The organism is Duganella callida (assembly GCF_004614165.1).
Lineage (GTDB): Bacteria > Pseudomonadota > Gammaproteobacteria > Burkholderiales > Burkholderiaceae_D > Rugamonas > Rugamonas callida.
Genome location: NZ_SPVG01000042.1, coordinates 41,731 through 58,916 on the forward strand (window position 1 = coordinate 41,731; position 17,186 = coordinate 58,916).

Consider the following 17,186-nt stretch of genomic DNA (forward strand, 5'->3'; position numbering starts at 1 on the left):
AAAACATCAGCCGCAATTACGAAAATCACCAAGCATGGTCATGATTTACGCCGCCAGTTCGGGCGCCGACAGCGCCGAGCCATCATCGACGATGCCCATCATGGCGCGGTCCTGGTAGGTGCGCGGCGTGCATCCGAGTTCGCGCTTGAACACGGCGTGCATGTACTGCACCGAGGTGAAGCCGCAGCACAGCGCCACCTCGGCGATACTGCGTTCGCCGTTGGCCAGCATCGACGTCGCCGCGTCCAGCTTGAAGCGCAGGATCACGTCATGCACGCTGCAATTGAGCTCCTGGCGGAAGTAGGATTCCAGCGACGAGCGCGAGATGCCGACGTACTCCGCCACCTGGTGGGTCTTGATGCCCTGGCAGGCGTACTGGCGGATGAAATGGCGCGCGCGCATCACGTGCGGATGCTTGGGCGCCTCGTGCTGGGTGGAGGCCAGCACGTTGATGCCGACCGGCGGCACCAGCACGCGCGTGCCGCTCATGCGCACGCCGTGCAGCATCTGGTCCAGCAGGTGGGCGGCGGTGCGGCCCATCTCCTGCGCGCCCTGGATCACCGAGCTCAGAGGAATGCGGGTCAGCATGCGCGCCAGCGGATCGTTGTCGATGCCGATCAGCGCCACCTGCTCCGGCACCGCGATGCCGGCCATGATACAGGCCTGCATCAGCTGGCGCGCGCGGGCGTCGGTGACGGCGATGATGCCGACCGGCTTGGGCAGGCTGTGCAGCCACTGGATCTGCTGCTCCACCGAATCGTCCCACGACGGCGCGCTGGTGCCCAGGCCGCGGAACACGTGCGGTTCCATCATGTCCTGCTCCATCAGCTGGCGGAAGGCGTGTTCGCGCTCCTGCGCCCAGCGGTTTTCCTGCGCCTCCGGCAGGCTGAATAGCGCGAAGTGGCGCAGGCCGGCCTCGATCAGATGATCGCGCGCCATCTTGATCAGTTTGAAGTTGTCGGTGGCGACGTAGGGCACGTCCTCGGGGTAGGCGGCCTGGTTTTCATAGGAGCCGCCAACCGCCACCACCGGGATGCGGCTGCGCGTCAGCGCCTCGGCCACGGCTGGATCGTCGAAGTCGGCGATGATGCCGTCGCCCTGCCAGCGCTCGATGCCGGGCAGGCGCAGGCGGAAGTCCTCTTCCAGGAACAGATCCCAGGCGGCCCGCGTGGAGCTCAGGTAGGCGGCGATGCCCGCGATCACCTCGCGGTCAAAGATCTTGTTGGCATTGAACAGCAGCGCAATCCTGTGTGACTTCATCTGCATATCTACTACTCCGCTTCGAGACGTAATGGGCCTTCTTGATGGTACATGGCGCCCGATGGGTGGAGGTATGAAATATTTCGCGTCTTCCATAACGAAATTGACTAAATTCTTTAAAGAAATTACGTTTTTCAAGGCGTGACGGGCTTGCCGTACACGATTCCGCGTCCCGCCGTGCTCATATAGACCACGCCGAAGGTGTTCATGTCGCCCACGACGAGCTGGGCGTCGCCGGGGCCGCCGTACTGGTGGGCGTCGTCGTTGATGCGCAACCAGCTGGCGCCGCTGTCGGTGGAGCGATACAGGCCGCGCACGCCGCCGATCTCGCCCCAGATGAAGACGGTCGGATCATCGGCGCAGTCCGCCACTAGGGCCGAGTCCGTGTGCGATTGGCAGAACTGACCCCGGATTTTGCCGAAGCCGACGGCGGCGGCGTAGGTGATGCCGGGCAGGTTGACGAAGCGCTCGCCGGAATCGGTGGAGCGCGCCAGGCCGCCGTCGTACAGCGCCACCCAGATGTCGCCTTCGCGCCCCGGCGCGGCGCGCACCACTTTCGATCCCTTGGCCGAAGCCAGCTTGCCGGCCGGCGCGAAGCTGGCGCCGCCGTCCTGGCTGACCAGCAGCCGGTCATCCGCCAGCGCGTAGAACTTGCGCGGGTTGACCGGATCGGCGACGGCGCGGGCGCGCGCGGTGTGCAGACCTTCCACCTCGCTCCACGTGGCGCCGTCGTCGGTCGAGCGGTAGCTGGTGGTGGAATTTTCCGGACTATGAATGATGATCTTGCCGTCGGCGCTCAAGGCCACCTGACCCTGCTTGCCGTTCATGCTGGCGGTCTTTTTCCAGCTGACGCCCATGTCGCGCGAGATGTACATCTCCTTGCCGGCACGAACCAGCACGTTCGGCTGCCGCGCGGCATAGTCCAGCCCCCAGGTGGTGCCCATGGTCGGGGTGTGGATGGGCGCATATTGCGTCACATCGGTGTGGCGGAAGCCGTCGTAATCGCCGATGGCTGAAATCACCGGGCCGCCGGGGATGCTGACCAGGTTCAGCGGCACCGATTCCTCCAGCCCGATGTCGTCGAACTTCCACACCGGTCTGGCGGCGTGGATGTCGGTCGATTTGAATACACCGTTGCCGGAGACGACCATCAGGGTGCTGGTGTCGAACGGATCGAATTCGATGCTGGCGGTCCAGTGGATGAAGCTGCCCGCGATCCAGCTGACGCCATTGGCGTCGATCTGCACGCCGTTGGCGACGATGCTTTGCCACGATTTGCCGCCGTCCAGGGTCTCGTAGAACTGGTCGCCTATGCCGCCGCGCATCTGGTAGTAATCGATGGTGGAGACCACCATGCGCCGCGGATTGCCGGGATCGACCGTGATGCCGGCATAGGCGCGGTTCAGCGGCGGCGAGATGTCGCTCCAGCGACCGCTGGCGATGTCGTATTGCCAGACGCCGCCCTCTTCCATGATTTCGCCGTTATTCTTGTCGGCGTGCGGGCCGGCGCCTTGCGCAAAGGTGGCCACCAGCTTGCCGTTGGCGACTACCGCCCGCGCCGGCATCAGTTTTTGCGGGCCGCCTTTCATCAGGCTGAAGGTTTTGCCGCCGTCGGCCGACATGTACATGTTGTCGCCGAAGCGCGATACGCCGACGTAGATTTTGTTGCCGTCCAGCAGCACGAAGCTGATGCCGTTTTTATTTGGCGTGGTGCTGACGTTCAGGCCGTCAAGGTGATGCCAGCTCAGTCCTTCATCGCTGCTTTTGAACAGGCCGTTGGCGCGCGTGCCGACGTACAGGATCTTGCCGTTCTGCGGATCGACCTGCAGCTTTTCGCCGTTGCCGCGGCCCATGCCGTTGCCGTGCACCTTGAACTGGCTGGTCACGTCGATGCGCTTGAACGTCCTCCCGTAATCGTCGGACTTGAGGATGGCACTGGCGCCGCCGTTCAGGTAGGCGATGCCGGCGGACATGTACAGCTTGTTGGGCGACGATGGATCCGTCGCCAGCGATTCGATGCCGAGCAGGCCGGTGTCCTCATCGGACACCCAGTCCATCAGTGGAATCCAACGTTTTTTTTTGCGTCCCAGCGATAGGCGCCGCCGACGTCGGTGCGGGCGTAGATCAGGCCCGGCTCGGTCTTGCTGGCGATCAGGCCGGAGACGAAGCCGCTGCCGCCGATCGAGACGTTATCCCATGCATACTGCGCTGCTGCCGGCAGCAGCTGGTTCAGCGTCGGCGCCATGGCCTTGGCCCAGATTTCGTAGCCCTTTTCGTTCGGGTGCAGCAGGTCCGGCATGATGTCTTTCGACAGCGTACCGTCCGGCTGCAGGAAAGCCTGATTGATGTTCAGGAAGAACACTTTCTGGTTGTCGGCGTAGCCGGAGATGATGGCGTTGACCTTTTCGTTAATCTGGCGCAGCGGGTCGTCCGGCCTGGCGCCGCGCGGGAAGATCGCCAGCAGCAGGATTTTGGTGTTCGGCAGGCGCTTTTGCAGCTCGTCGATATTGCGCTTGATGCCGATCGCCGTGGTCTTCGGGTCTTCCTGGCGGTGGCCGGTGTTGTTGGTGCCGAACATCAGCACCGCCACTTTCGGATCCAGGCCGTCGACCTCGCCATGCTCCAGACGCCACAGGACGTTCTCGGTGCGGTCGCCGCCAAAGCCCAGGTCCAGCGCGTTCAGCGGCGCATAGTGACGCGCCCAGACCGGCGCGCCGTCCTTTTCCCAGTTGTGGGTGATCGAGTCGCCGATGAACACCACCTGCGCGCTCTTGCCCAGCTGCTTGGCCTCGGCCAGTTTGTCCTCGTGGCGCTTGGTCCACCAGTTGACCGACCACGATTCATTCAGCTTGTCCGGCGTGACCGAGACGGTCTTGTAATCGGGGCAGCTGGCGTTGGGCTTGCCGCTCATCTGGAACTTGATGTTGGCGACCGACACCTTGCCGTTGCCGCTGCCATCCAGCGCGAATGGCTGGGTGACGGCGCTGAAGTCGTCGCCGTCGTGGTGGAAGCAGCTCAGGGAAAACACCAGGTGCTGCCAGCCCTTGCCCGCCATCGCGCGCGCCGGCACCAGATAAGGCACGCTGCGTTCGCAGTTCTCGCCACAGCGCAGCTTGAAGCTGATGCCGCCATCGGCCAGTTCCTGCACGTTGACGTCCAGCGCCAGCACGCCTTGGGCCAGGTAAGGCCGCAGATCGGCTGGCTTGCCGCCGTCGACGCGCAGGCTGGCGTACCCGGCCTTGTTGAACTCCAGCGTCAGCGCATCGTTCTGTTTGGCCTTGGTCGTTTTGCTGACGCTGACGACACTTTCCGGCACCTTGACCTGGCGCGCGATTTCCACCTTGTCGCCCTCCAGTGTCTTGTTGGTTTCAAAATCGGCAACCTGGATGTGCCAGGAGTCCAGCGGTTTGCCGGCGTACACCTTCAGTTCGTTGGGGGCGGCGGCCAGGGCCGATGACGACAGCAGGGCCAGGGAAACGGCAAGGCGGATATTCATGGGGATTGTCTCGCGTATTTTTTATGCATGACATTGTGCTGGCAGCACGCCGGGCATGCAATTACGAATTTCACCAATCCGCGCAATAATATATTCATTACACCGCGTAATTAGTTCTTTACCAGCCGATGTCTTTAATGCCGGCTCGTAGAGGAATAAAGTGATCTCACCTTAACACTCATCAGGAGCAGATCATGAAAAAGACCATCATCGTTACCGGCGCATCGCAAGGCATCGGCGCCGGCATCGCCAACGCCTTCCTGGCACGCGGCTACAACGTGGTTGCCACCTCGCGCAACGCCAGCAAGTCGACCGAACTGCAACAGTCGGACAGCCTGGCCGTGGTCGATGGCGACATCGGCGACGCCACCGTGGCCGCCAAAGTGGTGGAAACCGCGGTGCAGCGCTTCGGCGGCATCGACGGCCTGGTGAACAACGCCGGCATCTTCATCGCCAAGCCGTTCACCGACTACACCAAGCAGGACTTCGACAACCTGGTGCACACCAACCTGGAAGGCACGCTGTATATCACCCAGTACGTGCTGAAGCAGCTGCTGGCGCAAAAGCGCGGCGGCAGCGTGGTCGGCATCACCACCACCCTGCTCAGCAACCCGGTGGCCAGCCTGCCGGTGGGCGTGGCCATGATGACCAAGGGCGGCATGACCGGCGCCAGCGTCAACCTGGCGCTGGAATACGCCAAGGATGGCATCCGCTTCAACCTGGTGGCGCCGGGCATCGTCGATACGCCGATGCACAAGGAAACCCCGCGCGATTTCATGAAATCCCTGTCGCCGATGGGCAGCTACGCCACCACCAGGCAGATCGCCGACGCCGTGGTCTACCTGACCGAGGCCGAACACGTCACCGGCGAAACCCTGAACGTGGGCGGCGGTGCCCAGCGCGGTCACTGGTAACCTGCATCTGTTGCGTAAGCAATACATTCAATGGCGCCCGCGCGGGGCGCCATTTTTTTTGCCCGCGAAACAATGTCAATAATGATAGACTTATTTACAAGCTCGACTTTGGGAATAGAGACGCTCTGGCCGTGCGGAATCGCACATTGTGCCAGACTGAGCCTTACTACAATCAATCCCACTGCAATGAAGAAACAAGCAATGTTGATTCGCAAAATATAGCGCGCTCCGTCTTGCCCGGCGACGCCAGCGCTGCTCTCGTTTGTCCGGCAATTCTAGGAGAAGTACCATGCGCTCGCCCGTGCGTTCCTGCCTGCTCGTCTGCCTGACCCTTGCTGCCTCGGTAGCAAACGCGCAGACCAAACTCGATCAAAGCCAGACCATGAATCTGCTGCCCATGGGCGGTTTTTACCAGACCGGGCTGGCGCAGTCGTTCCAGACGTCGGCCGATATGATCGCCGGCGCCGGCATCCAGCTGTGGCCGCGCGCCGAGGAAAGCGGTCCTGTCACCATCGCGCTGTGGGACGCTTTGCCGACCCAGGGCGGCACCAAGCTGGCCGAGGGCACATCCAAGGGCACGCCCGATCTGTGGGTGGATGTGTTCTGGTCGCCGGTGACGGCGGTCGCCAACAAGACTTACTACCTGACCTTAAGCAGCGACACCGAGATCTTCATCGTCGGCGGCATGACCGACAACTACAGCAAGGGCATGGCCTACGCCAACGACTACACGGCCTTTGCGCAATACGACTACACCTTCCGCACTTTTTCCGCGCCGCGGCCGGTGATCGATGCGCCGCCACCGGCCGTGCCTGAACCAGCCTCGGTCGCCATGCTGCTGGCCGGCCTGGGTGTGTTGAGCCTGGCTCGACGCCGCAAGACCGCGCAGGCCGCGCCGGCGCCCGCCTACGACACGTCCAAGCCGATCAATTACGGCATGATGAGCTGGCTGTAAGGTGTGCCCGCAAGGTCTGCGGCAACGGCGTCCATGACCGTCGCCCAGTCGCCGCGCTGCGCCTGACGGTACAGCGTGGCGCTGGGATACCACGGGCTGCCGCTACCCTGCTCCAGCCAGCGCCATTCGAATGGCTGCTGCGCCATGATCCACACTGGCCGGCCCAGCGCACCGGCCAGGTGGGCCACGCTGGTATCGACCGAGATTACCAAGTCCAGCAGCGCACACAGCGCGGCGGTGTCGCTGAAGTCATGCAACTGACCGGCCAACTGGCGCACGGGCAGCGTATCGAGCAGCGCCTGGTCGTCCGGGCGCACCTCCTTCTGCAAACTGATGAATTCGCACTGATCCGAGAAAATGCGGGCGAATACCGCCAGCGGGATGCTGCGGTGGGCGTCGTTCGGATTGTCCGGATTGCCGCCCCAGACCACGCCGACGCGCAACTTGCGCCGCTCCCCCAGCCGCGCGCGCCACTGCGCGACCTTGGCCGGATCGCTGGACAGATAGGGCACGTCATGCGGCACCGTCGCCAGCGTGGTGGCGAAGGCCAGCGGCAGGCTCATCAACGGTATCTGGTAGTCGAAGGCAGGCAGCGGTTCGTCGCGGACGACGACCCGTGCCACGCCCGGCAGCGTCGCCATCAACGCGGCCAGCGGCTTTTTGACTTCCAATATCACACTGGCGCCGCGCGCGGCGACCAGCGGCGCATAGCGGCAGAACTGGATGGCGTCGCCCAGGCCCTGCTCCATGTGCAGCAGGATGGTCTTGCCCTGCAACGGTTCGCGTCCGCTCCAGCGCGCTTGCCGGAACTGGCGGCGGCCTTTGTAGACGCTTAGCGTTTCCGCCTTCCAGCGCCACTCGTACTCGCGCCAACCGCGCTCGAAGTCGCCGCGGCGCAGATGCACCAGCGCCTGGTTCCAGTGCGCCAGCGCGTTGTCCGGATCGAGCTTGAGCGCCTGCGCGTAATTTTCCATGGCGCGGTCAGCCTGACCGATCTGATCCAGCAGGCTGCCGAGATTCGTGTAGGTCTCGGAATGGCGCGGCGCCAGGGCCACCGCCTGTTCATAGGAGCCCAGCGCGTCGTCATAGCGCCGGGCGGAACGCAGGATGAAGCCGCGCGTCAGGTGAAGGCTGGCGTTATCCGGCTGCAGCGCCAGGGCGCGGCCGATGCTGGCCAGCGCCTCGTCGCGCCGCGCGGCGGTATTGAGCACCTGGGCGTGCAGCTGCCAGATGGCGGCGTCGGCATCGTCCAGTTCCAGCATGGCGGCGTACGCGCGCGCGGCCGACTGCGGCCGGCCGGCGTCCTGCAACTCCTTGCCAAACTGACGGTAACCGGCGAGGAACCGGGCCACCTGCTGGCGGTCGTCCGCCGAACGGGTCAAGGCGGCACGCTGCTTGTAGGCCAGCGCCAGCTCAGGGTGGAGGCGGATCGCCTGGTCGTAGCATTGCAGCGCTTCCTGCGGGCGTCCGCGCGCTTGCAGCAGCAGGCCCAGCTTGTAATGCGCATCGGCGTATTCGGGCACCAGCGCCAGCGCCTGGCGATAGCTGGCATCCGCCTCGTCCGGGCGGCCCAGCGCCAGCAGGATATCGCCGCGGTGGCTCAAAGCTTCGATATTGTGCGGATTGCACGCCAGCGCCTGTTGCGCGCTGTGCAGCGCGTCGTCATGCCGTCCAAGCTGCACGAGCACGGCGGCGCGGTTGCTCCACGCCTGATCGTCGCCCTGGTGCAGCGCCAGTGCGCGCTCGTAGCTGTGCAGCGCGTCGGCATTGCGCTGTGCCGCCTGCAGGGCGACGCCGCGATTGAACCAGACATCGGCGTGGTCCGCATTCAGCGCCAGCGCGTGGTCATAGCTGCGCAGCGCATCGTCGATATGCTGCATCTCGCGCTGAGCATTGCCCAGGTCGCTATGCACGCCCGCATGACCGGGATCGACCGCCAGCGCGGAACGGAAGAAGCCCGCCGCCATGTCGTAGTTGCCGACCTGGAAGGCCACGATGCCGACGTGGTGCAAGGCGCCGAAGTGGCCGGGCGCCAGCTTGAGCACCTGCTCATAGGTTTGCATGGCCCGGGCGAAGTCGCCCTGGCTGTGCAGCTGCAGGCCTTGCGAGAACAGTTGCTCGGCCTGGGAAATGGATGGATGTGGATTCGCCATGCCGCCGATTATATAGGCGGATTCAGGCGGTAAGGCCGCTCCTCGTAGCTGAAATGGTCAAAGTCGGCGTGCAGGCCGGCGCCGGACATGTCCTGGCACGCCATGCCGACAAAGGCGCCGGTAAAGTTGGGCATGCCGGGCGCGTTGGCCTCGTCGGACAGAATGCTGGCGTCAAACTGCTGCGGCAGCCATTGCCATGCACCGTCGGCCAGGCGATAACCGAAGTGCAGACGCTCCTCGTCCACTTCCACGCGCAGTTGCACCGGCACGCCGGCCGGTATCGGCACCGGTACGGTGAAGGTATCGGTCTGCACGTGATTGGGCAGGCTGCTCATCACGCGCAGATGCTTGCCGTTCTCGTCATCGTGGCTGATGTACAGGTAGTGAAACTTGGCGGCGCCGTAGTAGCAGACCAGTCCGGCCTGCTGCTGGTAATGCTCGGGCTCGAATTCGAGCACGGTAGACGCACTGTAGCAATGCGCCTGCTGGCGGCGCGCGACCAGCGCCTGACGGAACTGGCTGCCGATGCTTTCGCGCCCATACAGGCGCAGATAACCGGCGCGCGCGGTCAGGCTGAACAGTTCTTCCGGCCACGGCGTGCGCAGCCATTGGAAGGCCAGCGGCAGCCGGGCGTCGTCGAAATCCTCGCGCACGGGCGCCGGCGGGAAGCGGTGTTCCGGCAGACCGGGCGCTTCGGCCTCGCGCTGCGGCGCGGCGGCGCGCAGCCAGCCGTCATCGTCCCACTGCATGCGCTGGATGGCCGTCTCGCGGCCCAGCGTGCAGGTGCCGCGATTGCGCAGCGGGCGGCCACACAGGTAGACCATGTAGGTCTGGCCGTCCGGCGTTTCGACCAGATCGGCATGGCCGGCGCGCTGCAGGTCCAGGTCGGGCCGGTTGCGCGAGGTCAGGATGGTCTGCTGCGGATGCAACTCGTACGGGCCATGCAGGTCGCGTGCTCGCGCCATGGTCACGCCGTGGTTCCAGCCGGTGCCGCCTTCCGCGGTAAACAAGTAGTAATAGCCGTTGCGCTTGTACAGGTGCGGCGCTTCGGTCAGGCCGTGCGGCGTGCCCTTGAAGATGTTCTCGCGCTTGCCGATCAGCTTGCGTTCTTGCGGCGAATATTCCTGCATCACGATGCCGGCGAAGCGGTTGCCGCCGGGGCGATGGTCCCACAGCTGGTTCAGCAGATACTTGCGGCCATCGTCATCGTGGAACAGCGAGGGATCGAAACCGCTGCTGTTCAGATAGACCGGGTCCGACCAGGGGCCTTCGATACTCGGGCTGGTCACCAGGTAGTTATGAAAATCGCGCAGCGACGCGCTGCCGGTCGCCGCGCCGCTGGAGGTGCGGCCGTAGCGTTTGACGTCGGTGTAGATCAGCCAGAACAGCCCATCCGCGTAAGTCAGGCAAGGCGCCCAGACGCCGCAGGAATCGGGCGCGCCCAACATGTTGAGCTGGCTGGCGCGCGTGAGCGGCCGCGTCAGCAGACGCCAGTTGACCAGGTCACGCGAGTGATGGATCTGCACGCCGGGATACCATTCGAAAGTCGAGGTGGCGATGTAGTAATCGTCGCCCACGCGCACGATGGACGGATCGGGATTGAAGCCGGGAAGAATGGGATTTTGTATCATACGGTTTTCTCGCGTACCAAAGTCCAGAGCAGCACCGCCGCCACCAGGTCCAGCACGGCCAGGCTGATAAAGAACGGCGTGTAGCCGATGGTGGCCATCAGGCCGCCGATCAGCAGGGAAAACAGCAGCAGGCCGAAGTTGCCGAAGGTGCCGCACATGCCGGCCACCGTCGCCACTTCGTTGCGGCGGAACAGATCGGACGACATGGTGATGACGGTGACCGACAGGGTCTGGTGCGCAAAGCCGGCCAGGCTGAGCAAGGCGATCGCCGCGTACGGGCTCTCCACGAAACCGACAAAAGCCACACCCATCATCATGCAGGCGCCCAAGGTAAACGCGCCGCGCCGGGCGTTGATCAGGCGGACACCGCGCTTCTGCAGCGCCAGCACCACGGCCGGCCCGAACAGGCAGCCGAGGTCGGCGGCCAGAAACGGCAGCCAGGCGAACATGGCGATCTGTTTCAGATCGAAGTGGCGCACCGTGGTCAGGTACAGCGGCACCCAGAACGACAACGTGCCCCAGGCCGGATCGGCCAGGAAGCGCGGCAGCGCGATGCCCCAGAAATTGCGCATCTTTAGAATGCTGAGGATGGACGGCTTGCCACCGGAGCCCTGCAGATGCTGTTCCTGCCCGGCGGCGATATGCTGCGCCTCCTCGGCCGACAGGCGCTTGTGGCGCGCCGGCGCATCGTACAGCAGCAGCCACACCGCCACCCAGACCAGACCGAGCGCGCCGGTGATCACAAACGCCGACTGCCAGTTGTAATGCAGGATGGCCCACACCACCAGCGGCGGCGCCAGCATCGAGCCGAACGAGGCGCCGATGTTGAAGATGCCGCCGGCCATGCCGCGTTCCCTGGCCGGGAACCATTCGGATACCGTCTTCATGCCGGCCGGATTGGCCGAGCCTTCCGCCAACCCGAGCAGGCCGCGCAGGAAGGCCAGCGTCTGCCAGTTTGTCGCCAGCCCGTGCGCCATGCAGACCAGCGACCAGGCCGACGCGAACAGGGCGAAGCCGAACTTCAAGCCGATCACATCGAGCACGTAGCCGCACAATGGCTGCAGCATGATCATGCCCTGGAAGGCCGCCGTGATGTACGAGTATTCCTTGGTGCTGATGTGCAGATCGGTCAGCAAAGTCGGCGCCGCCACCGACAGCGTGCTGCGCGTCAAATAGTTGATCACCGCGCCGAGCATGATCAGCCCGATCATCCACCACCGTAGTCCCCTGATCTTATGCATGTTTGCGCAATCATTTTTATAAGGACTGCCACGATAGCACATTATTCGCAGCGTGATTGCGCAATCTCGACTGTATAACTATCCCGACAATCAGGACTGCTTGCGCAGCACGACGTGCGTTGCCGACGGCGTCTGCACATGCTCGGCGACGCTGAATCCCATCCTGGGCAGATCCAGACCGGCCAACAGCGACTCACCGCGCCCCAGCAACACCGGTGAAATGGCCAGATGCATCTCGTCGACCAGACCGGCCTGCAGGTACTGGCGTATCGTCGCCACGCCGCCACCGAGGCGCACGTCCTTGCCGTTGGCGGCCTGGCGCGCCTGGGCGTAGGCCGACTCGATGCCATCAGTGACAAAATGGAAGGTCGTGCCGCCCTTCATCTCCAGCGGCGGACGCGGATGATGCGTCAGTACGAACACCGGCACGTGATACGGCGGCTCATCACCCCACCAACCCTTCCAGCTGTCGTCCGGCCACGCCCCGCGAACCGGCCCGAACATGTTACGGCCCAGAATCCAGGCGCCGACGTTCTCGAAGCCCTGGGCGGCAAAATCTTCGTCCGGGCCCTCCGTGCCCTTGGAGGCATCGCCCATCATGCGCTGGAACGTGCGCGTGCCCATGAACCACTGATGCAGCCCGCGGGCGCCCTCGCCCATCGGATTCTCCAGGGTCTGGTTCGGCCCGGCGCCGTAACCATCGAGCGACAGGGTAAAGCTGCGTACTTTAAGTTTGGACATCGAATCTCCAATAACCGGTGAGGTCGAAAGCAAATCAGTGTACCTCGATAACCAGCGCATTCTTAAATAAGAATATTTAAAAAGATGTAGTGTGACGCACTCCAATATATCCATGATAAGCACATTCCGTCACAAAGGATCTGAAACAGAAATATTATGGTTCCCATGAACGTCCAGCCGGCTCCGCTTGCAGCCTGACTGATTCATGAATTGATATTTTTTTACTGTCGGGCGCAACTTTTCCAGTAGCTGCGGCGAAATGGCAGGTACGACGACCACTCGGCCGTCGGCAACCTACCCTATGGAGTTTCGCATGACACGGATCGGCGCATACCTGGCACAAGCAGCACTCTCAACCATTCTGGCGGTTTCCGCTTCCTCCGCCTTTGCCGCCCTGCCCGTCGGCGCCGCGGCGCCCGATTTCCGCCTGGATGCCGCGCTGGCCGGCAAGCCGATGAGCTTCTCGCTGACCAAGGCATTGCAGCAAGGCCCGGTGGTGCTGTACTTCTTCCCCGCCGCCTTCACCCAGGGCTGCACGGTGGAAGCGCATGCGTTTGCCGAGGCGACCGACGATTTCCACAAGCTGAAGGCGACAGTGATCGGCGTCACCGCCGGCAACGCCGACCGCGTCGCCGAGTTTTCCAAGCTGGAATGCCGCGACAAGTTCGCGGTCGCGGCCGACCCGGGCGCCAAAGTCGCCGCCGAGTATCAGACCCAATTCCGCACCAAGGACGGCAAGGCGCTGTCCGAACGCACCTCATTCGTCATCGCGCCCGACGGCAAGATTCTGCTCAGCTATACCGATCCCAATCCGGAACTGCACATCCAGAAAACCATGAGCGCGGTGAAGGCATGGCACGAGGCGAAGAAGTGACCGTCAGCCAGACCAGGAGCCAGCGATGCTGACGATGCTCGCGGCCGCCTTCATCGGCGGACTGATCCTCAACTGCATGCCTTGCGTGTTTCCGGTGATTTCGCTGAAAGCGTTCGGCCTGATCCGCCATCTGCATGACCGCCGGGCCGTGCGCATCGAAGGACTCGCCTTTCTTACCGGCGTGGTGGTCACCATGCTGTTGCTCGGCGCCGCACTGCTGGCGGCGCGCGCCAGCGGCGCCGCGGTCGGCTGGGGCTTTCAGCTGCAGTCGCCGGCATTGATTGCCGCACTGGCTCTCATCATGCTCGCCCTGGCACTCAACATGATGGGCGTGTTCGAGATCGGACTGGCGGCACAACGCCTCGGCGGCATCGCCGGCCCGCGCGACGGTCCGCTCGGCGCCGCGCTGACCGGCGCCCTGGCCATCATCGTGGCGACGCCCTGCACCGCGCCGTTCATGGCCGGCGCGGTCGGCGCGGCGCTGTTGCGTCCGCCAGTTGAGGGCATGGCGATCTTCCTCGCGCTCGCGTTGGGGTTTGCCGCGCCATTCACGGCCATCGCGCTGGTGCCGGCGTGCGCGCGGCTGTTGCCGAAGCCGGGGCCGTGGATGGCCATCCTCAAACATGTGCTGGCCTTCCCGATGCTGGCCGCGGCGGCCTGGCTCGCCTGGGTACTGGATCAGCAGGCCGGCGCCACCGCCTTGGCAACGTTGCTGGCGTCAGCTGTCGTGCTGGGCTTCGCGGCCTGGCTCTACGGGCTGGCACAACAGCGCAGGCTCTCGGGACTGTACTACCGGCCGCAGCTGGCGCTTGCCGTCCTGCTCGTCGCTGGCCTGGCGGTGCCGCTGGCGGGTCTGCCCACTACCAGCGACAGCCACAGCAAAGCCAACACCGCCGTCGCTGGCGACGCGCCCCTGGCCAGGCCAAGCGTGTGGACGCCGCAAGCCGTGAGCGCCGAGCGTGGACACGGCAAACCGATCTTCGTCAACTTCACGGCATCGTGGTGCATCACCTGTCAGGTCAATGACAAGGCGGCGCTGTCCACCAGCGCGGTGAAGGCGGCGATGGCACGGACCGGCACGATTTACATGGTTGCCGACTCCACCAAATATAATCCGGATATCGACCAGGCCATCAACGAATTCGGCCGGGGCGGACTTCCGGTGTATGTGGTCTATCCGGCTGACGGTGGCGAACCCGTGCTGCTGCCGCAGCTGCTGAGTCCCGATATCGTCGTGTCTGCTTTGGAGAAGGCTGCAAAAAAACGGTCATAAGCACAACCAACCGGAAACCAACTTGACCGACACATCGCCCACCGAGAACGATGCATCCAGCGCCGCCTGGCCGCAGCTGATGGTGCGCGCGCAGGATGGCGACCAGCTGGCCTATGCACGTTTGCTGAAGGCGGTCGTGCCGGTCATCCGCGCGCTGGTGCGGCGACAGATCCATCAGGACGACGCGCTGGTGGAGGACGTGGTGCAGGAAGTGCTGCTGGCCGTGCACCGCGTGCGGCAGACCTACGATCCGGGCCGGCCGTTTCTGCCTTGGCTGGCCGCGATCGCCTCCGCCCGCGCCATCGACGCGCTGCGGGCGCGCGGCCGCCGCCAATGCTGGGAAGTGATCGATGAAGACGCCGTGCTCGCGCATCCGGACGAATCCGCGTCCGGCGGGCTGGAACAGCTGGCGGTCGCACAGCAGGTGGACAGCATGCTGAGCCGCCTGCCCGCGCGCCAACGCCGGATGGTGGAACTCGTACATTTGGGCGAGATGAGCCTTGTAGAGGCGGCGTCGACCAGCAGCATGAGCTTATCGGCCGTGAAGTCCGTGCTGCATCGTGCTTTGACCACGCTACGCCGTAATGGAAATGCCGACCATGAATAACCATGATGCCTTGATTGAACAACTCAGCCGCACCGCGCAACCGGTACAACGCACGCGCCCCGCCTGGCTGCGCGCGGCCGGCTGGATGCTGCTTGCGCTCCCCTGCGGTTTTTTGGCATCGTTGCTGCTGCCACGCGGCAACGCCGACTGGTCCCATCCGGGCGCGCTGTGGGCGGGCCTGTGGATACTCGTTTCGTTCTGCCTTGGCGCGCTGGCCATCGGGACCGCGTTCACCGTCAGCATCGCCGGCAGCCGCGGCGCGCACTGGCGCTGGCTGACTGCGTTGTGCGTGGCCTGGCTGCTGATCGGCGTGATCGACGTGCTTGATTCGACAGATCCGGTCGGCCAGCTTGGCGATGGGCAGTACTGCTACACCTTCATGCTGGTTGCCGGCTTGCCGATGATCGCGATCGCGTTGGCCGCGCTGCGGCGCACCCGCTCAATTCGCCCTGCCGGCAGCCTGGCCACCGCGGGGCTCGGCATCGCCGCGATGGCGCAAATCCTGCTGGGATTCTGCCACCCGGTGGCGGGCGAGTTGATCGACCTGATGATGCATCTCGCCGCCGCGCTGACACTGGTTGCCATCACGGTGCTCGCGGGACGACGTTGGATTGCTTTGTAAGCAAACAGCTGTCCCTGGAACAGCCGCTACCTGTCGGTTCGGCCGCGATTCCGGTATCATTCGGCATGCATAAGATTTCTTTCCAACCGTTTATCATCGGCGTCGCTGGCGGCAGCGGCAGTGGCAAGTCCACGGTGTCCCAGCAGGTTCTGGCTTCGTTCGGCGCCGACATGGTGTCGGTCGTGATGCAGGATGATTATTATTGCGACCAGACCCATCTGACCCCGGAAGTCCGACGCCAGCAGAACTACGACCATCCGCAGGCGTTCGACTGGCCCCTGCTGGTGCAGCACGTCCAGGCATTGCGCAATGGCGAAGCGATCGAGATGCCGGAGTACGATTTCACCATCGACAACCGCTCCAACCGCACCATCCCCGTCAAGCCGGCCCCGGTGATCGTGATCGAGGGCCTGTTCGCCCTGTATGACCCGGATCTGAACGACATGATGTCGCTGAAAATTTTCGTCGACACCGCCTCCGACATCCGTTTTATCCGGCGCATGCAGCGCGATATCACCGAACGTGCGCGCTCGGTGGAAAGTGTTGTCAATCAGTACCTGGAAACTGTGCGTCCGATGCACAAGCAATTCATCGAGCCGACCAAGCGCAACGCCGACATCATCATCCCGCACGGCGCCAACGGCCCGGCGGTGGACATGATCACCACCAAGGTATCGAGTGTGATTGGCCAGCTGAAGCGGCCCTGAGCCGGCCGCTCCCTGTCGGTTCGGCCGCAGTTCCGGTATCATTCGGCATGAACAAGATTTCCTCCCAACCGTTTATTATTGGCGTCGCCGGCGGCAGCGGCAGTGGCAAGTCCACGGTGTCCCAAAAAGTGCTGGCCGCCTTTGGCACCGACATGGTCTCGGTCGTGATGCAAGATGATTACTATTGCGACCAAACCCATCTGAGCCCCGAAGTGCGCAGCCAGACCAATTACGACCATCCGCAAGCGTTCGAATGGTCACTGCTGGTGCAGCACGTCCAGGCGCTGCGCAATGGCGAAGCGATCGAGATGCCGGAGTACGACTTCACGCTTCACAACCGCTCCAACCGGACCATCCCGGTCAAGCCGGCGCCGGTGATCGTGATCGAAGGCCTGTTTGCCCTGTATGACCCCGACCTGAACGACATGATGTCGCTGAAGATCTTTGTCGACACGGCCTCCGATATCCGCTTTATCCGCCGCATGCAGCGCGACATCACCGAACGCGGCCGCTCGGTCGAAAGCGTGGTCACGCAATACCTGGAAACGGTACGGCCGATGCACAAGCAATTCATCGAACCGACCAAGCGCAACGCCGACATCATCATTCCGCACGGCGCCAACGGGCCTGCGGTGGATATGATCACCACCAAGGTATCGAGTGTGATTGGCCAGCTGAAGCGGTCTTGACGCCCGAAGCGTGAAGTGTTTCC

Annotated in this window: 15 protein-coding genes; 8 read left to right on the top strand and 7 right to left on the bottom strand. The window is 63.8% G+C overall.

Annotated elements, in window-relative coordinates; genetic code table 11:
- Nucleotides 1–45 precede the first annotated feature (45 nt).
- The 3 genes from E4L98_RS04670 to E4L98_RS30530 form a co-directional block, all read right to left on the bottom strand.
- The gene (locus E4L98_RS04670; RefSeq protein ID WP_135200412.1) at nt 46–1,260 is read right to left on the bottom strand and encodes a XylR family transcriptional regulator; all 1,215 of its coding nucleotides are present in this window, start codon (nt 1,258–1,260) and stop codon (nt 46–48) included.
- Nucleotides 1,261–1,394: 134 nt separating this feature from the next.
- A complete protein-coding gene (locus E4L98_RS30525) occupies nt 1,395–3,317 on the bottom strand; it encodes an exo-alpha-sialidase (protein WP_229257250.1) in 1,923 nt (640 codons plus the stop codon).
- A complete protein-coding gene (locus E4L98_RS30530; protein ID WP_229257251.1) occupies nt 3,317–4,756 on the bottom strand; it encodes a GDSL-type esterase/lipase family protein in 1,440 nt (479 codons plus the stop codon). The genes E4L98_RS30525 and E4L98_RS30530 overlap by 1 nt, the downstream gene beginning before the upstream one ends.
- A 194-nt stretch (nt 4,757–4,950) precedes the next feature.
- On the opposite strand from E4L98_RS30530, the gene E4L98_RS04680 reads away from it, so the two are divergent.
- Together E4L98_RS04680 and E4L98_RS04685 are read left to right on the top strand one after the other, a co-directional pair.
- Nucleotides 4,951–5,670: an SDR family NAD(P)-dependent oxidoreductase gene (locus tag E4L98_RS04680; protein WP_135200413.1), complete on the top strand. Its 720-nt coding sequence runs from the start codon at nt 4,951–4,953 to the stop codon at nt 5,668–5,670.
- Nucleotides 5,671–5,959: 289 nt separating this feature from the next.
- The gene (locus E4L98_RS04685; protein WP_135200414.1) at nt 5,960–6,625 is read left to right on the top strand and encodes a VPLPA-CTERM sorting domain-containing protein; all 666 of its coding nucleotides are present in this window, start codon (nt 5,960–5,962) and stop codon (nt 6,623–6,625) included.
- Here the strand turns inward: E4L98_RS04685 and E4L98_RS04690 are convergent.
- The 4 genes from E4L98_RS04690 to E4L98_RS04705 form a co-directional block, all read right to left on the bottom strand.
- Complete coding sequence (locus E4L98_RS04690; protein WP_135200415.1) at nt 6,601–8,778, bottom strand: tetratricopeptide repeat protein; 2,178 nt, start codon at nt 8,776–8,778, stop codon at nt 6,601–6,603. The two genes, E4L98_RS04685 and E4L98_RS04690, sit on opposite strands and share 25 nt — an antisense overlap.
- Before the next feature lie 8 nt (nt 8,779–8,786).
- The gene (locus E4L98_RS04695; RefSeq protein ID WP_135200416.1) at nt 8,787–10,409 is read right to left on the bottom strand and encodes a glycoside hydrolase family 43 protein; all 1,623 of its coding nucleotides are present in this window, start codon (nt 10,407–10,409) and stop codon (nt 8,787–8,789) included.
- On the bottom strand, nt 10,406–11,650 hold the full coding sequence (locus E4L98_RS04700) for an MFS transporter (RefSeq protein ID WP_135200417.1): 1,245 nt from the start codon (nt 11,648–11,650) through the stop codon (nt 10,406–10,408). Before E4L98_RS04700 ends, E4L98_RS04695 begins: the two co-directional genes overlap by 4 nt.
- 90 nt (nt 11,651–11,740) lie before the next feature.
- Entirely contained in the window at nt 11,741–12,391 is a 651-nt protein-coding gene (locus E4L98_RS04705) for a dihydrofolate reductase family protein (protein WP_135200418.1), read from the bottom strand.
- A 322-nt stretch (nt 12,392–12,713) separates the two neighbouring features.
- Between E4L98_RS04705 and E4L98_RS04710 the strand changes: the two genes are divergently transcribed.
- From E4L98_RS04710 to udk (E4L98_RS04735), 6 genes are all read left to right on the top strand, one after another.
- Nucleotides 12,714–13,265: a peroxiredoxin gene (locus tag E4L98_RS04710; protein WP_205746662.1), complete on the top strand. Its 552-nt coding sequence runs from the start codon at nt 12,714–12,716 to the stop codon at nt 13,263–13,265.
- Nucleotides 13,266–13,290: 25 nt separating this feature from the next.
- Nucleotides 13,291–14,538, top strand: coding sequence for a protein-disulfide reductase DsbD family protein (locus E4L98_RS04715; protein ID WP_135200420.1), 1,248 nt, complete (start codon nt 13,291–13,293; stop codon nt 14,536–14,538).
- A gap of 22 nt (nt 14,539–14,560) precedes the next feature.
- Complete coding sequence (locus tag E4L98_RS04720) at nt 14,561–15,145, top strand: sigma-70 family RNA polymerase sigma factor (protein ID WP_205746661.1); 585 nt, start codon at nt 14,561–14,563, stop codon at nt 15,143–15,145.
- The gene (locus E4L98_RS04725; protein ID WP_167761275.1) at nt 15,138–15,767 is read left to right on the top strand and encodes an NrsF family protein; all 630 of its coding nucleotides are present in this window, start codon (nt 15,138–15,140) and stop codon (nt 15,765–15,767) included. The genes E4L98_RS04720 and E4L98_RS04725 overlap by 8 nt, the downstream gene beginning before the upstream one ends.
- A 65-nt stretch (nt 15,768–15,832) precedes the next feature.
- Nucleotides 15,833–16,474 carry a uridine kinase gene (gene udk / locus E4L98_RS04730; RefSeq protein ID WP_135200422.1) on the top strand — a complete coding sequence of 214 codons (642 nt, stop codon included), beginning with the start codon at nt 15,833–15,835 and terminating at the stop codon, nt 16,472–16,474.
- 47 nt (nt 16,475–16,521) lie between these two features.
- Nucleotides 16,522–17,163, top strand: a complete 642-nt coding sequence (gene udk / locus E4L98_RS04735; RefSeq protein WP_135200423.1) for a uridine kinase — start codon at nt 16,522–16,524, stop codon at nt 17,161–17,163.
- Nucleotides 17,164–17,186: the final 23 nt, after the last annotated feature.

Coding starts and splice junctions, on each gene's coding strand:
- E4L98_RS04670 (WP_135200412.1), bottom strand. CDS start 1,260: ATGAAGTCACACAGGATTGCGCTGCTGTTCAATGCCAACAAGATCTTT.
- E4L98_RS30525 (WP_229257250.1), bottom strand. CDS start 3,317: ATGGACTGGGTGTCCGATGAGGACACCGGCCTGCTCGGCATCGAATCG.
- E4L98_RS30530 (WP_229257251.1), bottom strand. CDS start 4,756: ATGAATATCCGCCTTGCCGTTTCCCTGGCCCTGCTGTCGTCATCGGCC.
- E4L98_RS04680 (WP_135200413.1), top strand. CDS start 4,951: ATGAAAAAGACCATCATCGTTACCGGCGCATCGCAAGGCATCGGCGCC.
- E4L98_RS04685 (WP_135200414.1), top strand. CDS start 5,960: ATGCGCTCGCCCGTGCGTTCCTGCCTGCTCGTCTGCCTGACCCTTGCT.
- E4L98_RS04690 (WP_135200415.1), bottom strand. CDS start 8,778: ATGGCGAATCCACATCCATCCATTTCCCAGGCCGAGCAACTGTTCTCG.
- E4L98_RS04695 (WP_135200416.1), bottom strand. CDS start 10,409: ATGATACAAAATCCCATTCTTCCCGGCTTCAATCCCGATCCGTCCATC.
- E4L98_RS04700 (WP_135200417.1), bottom strand. CDS start 11,650: ATGCATAAGATCAGGGGACTACGGTGGTGGATGATCGGGCTGATCATG.
- E4L98_RS04705 (WP_135200418.1), bottom strand. CDS start 12,391: ATGTCCAAACTTAAAGTACGCAGCTTTACCCTGTCGCTCGATGGTTAC.
- E4L98_RS04715 (WP_135200420.1), top strand. CDS start 13,291: ATGCTGACGATGCTCGCGGCCGCCTTCATCGGCGGACTGATCCTCAAC.
- E4L98_RS04725 (WP_167761275.1), top strand. CDS start 15,138: ATGAATAACCATGATGCCTTGATTGAACAACTCAGCCGCACCGCGCAA.
- udk (WP_135200422.1), top strand. CDS start 15,833: ATGCATAAGATTTCTTTCCAACCGTTTATCATCGGCGTCGCTGGCGGC.
- udk (WP_135200423.1), top strand. CDS start 16,522: ATGAACAAGATTTCCTCCCAACCGTTTATTATTGGCGTCGCCGGCGGC.